We start from the raw sequence: 4954 nt of genomic DNA, 5'->3' as shown, positions 1-4954 counted from the left end.
GTACACCTGGACCAGCCCACAGGGCCACCCCTACCTGCGCCACGCCACGGACACCGGATCGGCAACCGGCCCAGGCGACCCACCCGAGCCCTGATTCGAGTGGTGACGACAAGGCCGGGACGAGGGCTTCGGTGGCCGCCGCGGAGGCTCGCGAAGGGCTAGAGTCCGAGCGTGCTGTATTGGTTCCTGAAGTGGATCGCCCTGGGCCCCGTCCTGCGCCTCATCTTCCGTCCGCAGGCCTCCGGCGTGGAGCACGTCCCGGAGGAGGGCTCGGCGATCCTGGCGAGCAACCACCTGTCGTACACCGACTGGATGTTCATGCCGCTCACGCTGACCCGCCGGGTCACCTTCGTGGCCAAGGCGGAGTACTTCACCACGCCCGGCCTGAAGGGCTGGTTCCAGAAGAAGTTCTTCTCCGGCGCCGGCCAGGTGCCGATCGACCGCGGTGGCGCGAACGCTGCGGAGGGCGCGCTGAGGTCCGCCAAGGACATCCTGGCCCGGGGCGAGCTGTTCGGCATCTACCCCGAGGGCACCCGCTCCCACGACGGCAAGCTCTACCGCGGCAAGACCGGCGTCGCCCGGCTCGCGCTCGAGACCGGCGCCCCGGTGGTCCCCGTGGCCGTCGTCGGCACCGACGTGGTGGCGCCCCCGGGCAAGAAGTTCGGCTCCGTCACCCGGCCGATCGTCCGCTTCGGCCCCCCGCTCGACTTCTCGCGCTACGAGGGGATGGAGAACGACCGCTACATCCTGCGCTCGATCACCGACGAGATCATGTACGAGATCATGCGGCTCTCCGGCCAGGAGTACGTCGACATGTACGCCAGCGCCGCCAAGGAGCAGTCGAAGAAGCACGACGACGAGGCCAGGCGGCTCGAGCGCGAGGCGGCGGCCGAGGAGAAGAAGGCGTCCTGAGCGGCAGCATCGGAAGCGGGGTCGACGGCAGGACCGGCGGACGGGCCGGCGACCGGTCGTCAGCGGCTGCGCTGGCCGTCGAGGACAGGCTGTACGCCGCGCTCGCAGTGCTCCGCGTCGTCGTCACGGTCAACCTCGTGGTGCTCACCTTCTGGCGTCGCGACAACTTCGACCGCCCGGTCGCCACTGCGCTCGTGGTGGCCGCCCTGGTCGGCTGGACCGCGTTCGCGCTGTGGGCCTACTCCTCCGCCGTGCGCCGGGGGCCGCCCCTGCTCGTGCTCGACCTCGCGACCGCCCTCGGCGCCCTGCTCGCCACGCCGTGGCTCAAGGGTGACGACTTCAACGCCACCCTGCCGGGGTTCTGGATCATGGGGGTGCTGCTCGCCTGGGCGGTCCACTGGCGATGGCAGGGCGGACTGGTCGCTGCCGCCCTCCTGTCGCTGGTCGACCTCGCCATCCGGCCGGACCTCACCCAGGCCAACTACGGCAACGTCTTCCTGCTGATGATCGGCGGGCCGATCGTGGGCTACCTGTGCCAGTCCCTCCAGCAGATGGCGGCCGAGCGGGACCTCGCCCAACAGGCGGCCGCCTCCGCCGGTGAGCGTGCCCGCCTGGCGCGCGCCGTCCACGACGGGGTGCTCCAGGTGCTCGCTCTCGTGCAGCGTCGCGGCGCCGAGCTCGGGGGCGAGTTCGCCGACCTCAGCCGGCTGGCGGGGGAGCAGGAGTCGTCGCTGCGCTCGCTGATCCGGCAGCAGGACACCCTGGTCACCGACGCGGCCGACGCCGACCTCGCCGTCGCGCTGGACGACCTGGGCGGCCCGACGGTGACCGTGGTGACCCCCGGGGCGGCGGTGCCGCTGCCGGCGTACGTCGTCTCCGAGGTGGTGGCCGCGACCCGCGCGTGCCTCGACAACGTCGCCGTGCACGTGGGGCCGCAGGCGCCCGCCTGGGTGATGCTCGACGCGACCGAGGACCGGGTCGTGGTGTCGGTGCGCGACGAGGGCCCGGGCATCCCGGGCGACCGGCTGGCGGCCGCCGAGGCGGAGGGCCGACTGGGTGTGTCCTCCTCCATCTGCGGCCGCCTCCAGGACCTCGGCGGCACGGCCGAGCTGTCCACGGGCTCGTGGGGCACCGAGTGGGAGCTCTCCGTGCCGCGCGCAGGCGGTGCGGCGTGACCATCCACTCCGAGCACCCCTTCCTCGACCCGCACCCCGACCACGCACGTCGGCTGCGTGGCAGGCTCGGCGGGCAGGTGTCGCTGTGGACCACCGGAGCGGGCAGCGACCGGGTGGGGCTCACCGTGGCGTCGATGCTCGTGGTGCTGGGCGACCCGCCCCTGATCGTCGGCCTGCTCGACCCCGACTCCGACCTCGCCGTGGCCCTGACCGACGACGACGGGGCACGCTTGGTCGTGCAGCTGCTGGACTGGCGGCACCGCGACCTGGCCGAGCAGTTCGCGGGCCAGATGCCGGCCCCCGGAGGACCCTTCGCCCAGGCGACGTGGGTGCAGGGCGACGCCGGACCGCGGCTGGCCGACGCGCGGACCTGGGTGGAGGCCACCGTCCTGGACGCCCGCGAGTCCGGGTGGTCGCTCGAGGTCAGGGCACGCCTCGACGGCCTGGTGATCGGCGACGACGACGAGCCGCTGCTCCACCGGCGCGGCCGCTACCACCACTAGGTTGGTGGGCGTGAGCAACGGGGCAGGGGAGAGCACGGACGCCGCGGCGATCAGGGTCATGGTGGTCGACGACCACCCGATGTGGCGCGACGCCGTCGAGCGCGACCTCGAGGTGGCCGGGTTCGAGGTGGTGGGGGTCGCCTCCACCGGGGCGCAGGCTGTCGCGAGGTTCCCGGCGGCCCGCCCCCACGTCGTGGTGCTCGACCTGCAGATCCCCGAGCCCAACGGCGTCGAGGTCACCCGCACCGTGCTGGAGCACGACCCCTCGGCCCGCGTCCTCATCCTGTCGGCCTCCGGCGAGCAGGCCGATGTGCTGGAGGCGGTCAAGGCGGGCGCCACCGGCTACCTCGTCAAGTCGGCGTCCCGCGAGGAGCTGCTCTCCGCCGTGCGCCGGGTGGCCGCGGGCGACACCGTCTTCACCGCCGGGCTGGCAGGGCTCGTCCTGGGCGAGTTCCGGCGGTTGTCCGGGCCCGCGCAGGACGGCCCCGCCGTCCCCGAGCTCACCGAGCGCGAGACCGAGGTGCTCAAGATGGTGGCCAAGGGCATGAGCTACAAGCAGATCGCCGAGCGCCTCGTCCTCTCCCACCGCACCGTGCAGAACCACGTGCAGAACACCCTGCGCAAGCTGCAGATGCACAACCGGGTCGAGCTCACGAGGTACGCCATCGAGCAGGGGCTCGACGGCGATGACTGAGCTCGCCGCGGGCGGGCCGTGAGCGGGTCCTGGCGCCCCGCCGGGCCCGAGGACGCGTACGCCCTGATGGTGCTGGAGCGCGACGCCAACCTGGTCGCCCTCGCCCACGTCTTCCCCGCCGACCGCCACCCGTTCCCCGAGGACGCCGTGCTCGCCCGCTGGGCACTCGTGCTCGACGATCCCGAGGTCACCGTCGAGGTCGTCGACGGCGACCGCGGCCTGCTCGCCTACGCGGCCTGGGACCACCGGACCCTGCGCCACCTCGCCGTGCACCCCGACGCATGGCGCAGCGGGCTGGGTCGCGCCGGGGCGGACCGGGCCGTCGCGGCGATCCGCGCCGGCGGCGGCGCCCCGCACCTGTGGTGCCTGGTGGAGAACTCGCGGGCCCGCGGCCTCTACACGCACCTGGGGTGGGTGCCGACCGGCGTCACCCGGGAGGCCGAGTGGCCACCGCACCCGATCGAGATGGAGTACGTGCATCGCTCGTGACCGGTCACGGGGCACTGTCCGTTGCTGGAACGTTCGTACAACACGCGTTGCACGAACGTTCCAGCAACGCGGACGACCCGTCCCTCAGGCCGGCGTCCGCGCCGGGTGCGGCCGCCCGCCCTCGGGCGAGGCGTCGACGAGGTCGTGCCGGACGCCGTAGCGCGAGCGCAGCCGCTCGTCCTGCTTGACGCGGTAGCGGTTGCCCAGGGCGGTGCGCACCGGCAGGGTCGCGGGGACGCGGTCGAGGCCGGCGTTGACGGCGCCCAGCACCGGCCCCAGCGCGCGGACGAGGTGCTTGAGGCGGGTGTCGGGGACGGCCAGCTCCTCGGCGATCTCGTCGCCGAGGAAGATGCGTTCGAGGGCGTGCACGACCGGAGGGGCGACCCGGTGCAGGGCGGGCGGGAGCAGCTGCTCGATCTCCGGCACGAGGAACTCCGCGTTGATCGAGGCCACCAGGTCGCGGCAGAAGTCGTCGACCACCGGCCGGGTGAACAGGTAGATCGCCTCCAGCGCCTCCTGGTCGGCCCGGTCCACCGGCAGCAGCTCGGGCCGGATGCCGAGCAGGTGGCCGACGTAGCGCCAGCGGGCGTAGTAGGAGGTCTCCTCGTGCGGGAGGTACGGCGCCCCGATGGCCCGCATGCCGCGCAGCGGGATGAGGCAGAACTCCACGAGCGTGTAGGCGAGGTAGGACTGGCTGATCGGGACCCCCCATGCCGGCTGGTCCCACGCGGCGGAGCCGGTGAGCGCCCGGCGCACCAGGGCGTGGATCACCCGCACCCGCGCCGTCAGCTCGATGCCGGGCGAGTGCCGCCGCAGTCCGCCCTCGGTGAGGACCGCGGTCAGCCACGAGCCGACCTCGATGGTCCGGGCGCCGGCGCTCTCGACGAGCCGTCCCGTCATCAGCAGGGGCCGCGACGCCGCCGAGTTCGCGTAGCCGCTCACCAGGGACGCCGCGCCCAGGACGATGCCGTTCTGGCGGGTGTAGCGGGCCAGGTGGCGGCAGCCGCGGTCGAGGTCGTCGAGGTCGACCCAGGCGGGCACGCGGTCCAGCTCGGCGACGAGGGCACGCAGCGAGCCGGGGGCGTCCGGCACGGCATCGATGCCGTCGCGGCAGGCCCGGCGCAGCATCCGCATGCCACGCCCGTGGCCGATCGTGGCGAGATCGGCGACGAACGCGTCGG

General features: G+C 73.5%; 6 protein-coding genes. 5 read left to right on the top strand and 1 reads right to left on the bottom strand.

Features of this window, described 5'->3' with window-relative positions:
* The first annotated feature begins 171 nt into the window (after positions 1-171).
* Genes QZX64_RS11350 through QZX64_RS11330 form a run of 5 tightly spaced genes read left to right on the top strand, consistent with a single transcriptional unit; the run spans position 172 to position 3773 of the window.
* Positions 172-912 carry a 1-acyl-sn-glycerol-3-phosphate acyltransferase gene (locus tag QZX64_RS11350; RefSeq protein ID WP_295659772.1) on the top strand — a complete coding sequence of 247 codons (741 nt, stop codon included), beginning with the start codon at positions 172-174 and terminating at the stop codon, positions 910-912.
* Positions 909-2087, top strand: a complete 1179-nt coding sequence (locus tag QZX64_RS11345) for a MacS family sensor histidine kinase (RefSeq protein ID WP_366558544.1) — start codon at positions 909-911, stop codon at positions 2085-2087. Before QZX64_RS11350 ends, QZX64_RS11345 begins: the two co-directional genes overlap by 4 nt.
* A complete protein-coding gene (locus tag QZX64_RS11340) occupies positions 2084-2590 on the top strand; it encodes a flavin reductase family protein (protein ID WP_295659770.1) in 507 nt (168 codons plus the stop codon). The genes QZX64_RS11345 and QZX64_RS11340 overlap by 4 nt, the downstream gene beginning before the upstream one ends.
* Before the next feature lie 58 nt (positions 2591-2648).
* Positions 2649-3284: a response regulator transcription factor gene (locus QZX64_RS11335; protein ID WP_295659775.1), complete on the top strand. Its 636-nt coding sequence runs from the start codon at positions 2649-2651 to the stop codon at positions 3282-3284.
* Between the two features lie 18 nt (positions 3285-3302).
* Positions 3303-3773: a GNAT family N-acetyltransferase gene (locus tag QZX64_RS11330; RefSeq protein WP_295659767.1), complete on the top strand. Its 471-nt coding sequence runs from the start codon at positions 3303-3305 to the stop codon at positions 3771-3773.
* Positions 3774-3857: 84 nt separating this feature from the next.
* Here the strand turns inward: QZX64_RS11330 and QZX64_RS11325 are convergent.
* On the bottom strand, positions 3858-4954 hold a 1097-nt coding region (locus tag QZX64_RS11325; protein ID WP_295659764.1), incomplete at its 5' end, for an oxygenase MpaB family protein.

The sequence above is a fragment of the uncultured Nocardioides sp. genome, assembly GCF_902805925.1.
GTDB lineage: Bacteria > Actinomycetota > Actinomycetes > Propionibacteriales > Nocardioidaceae > Nocardioides.
Note: the sequence above shows the minus strand (reverse complement) of the source record. Positions and strands in the feature narration are given on the sequence as shown.

Bases quoted from the DNA above. Each gene is read 5' to 3' on its own strand.
- QZX64_RS11335 (WP_295659775.1), top strand. From the start codon at position 2,649: ATGGTGGTCGACGACCACCCGATGTGGCGCGACGCCGTCGAGCGCGAC.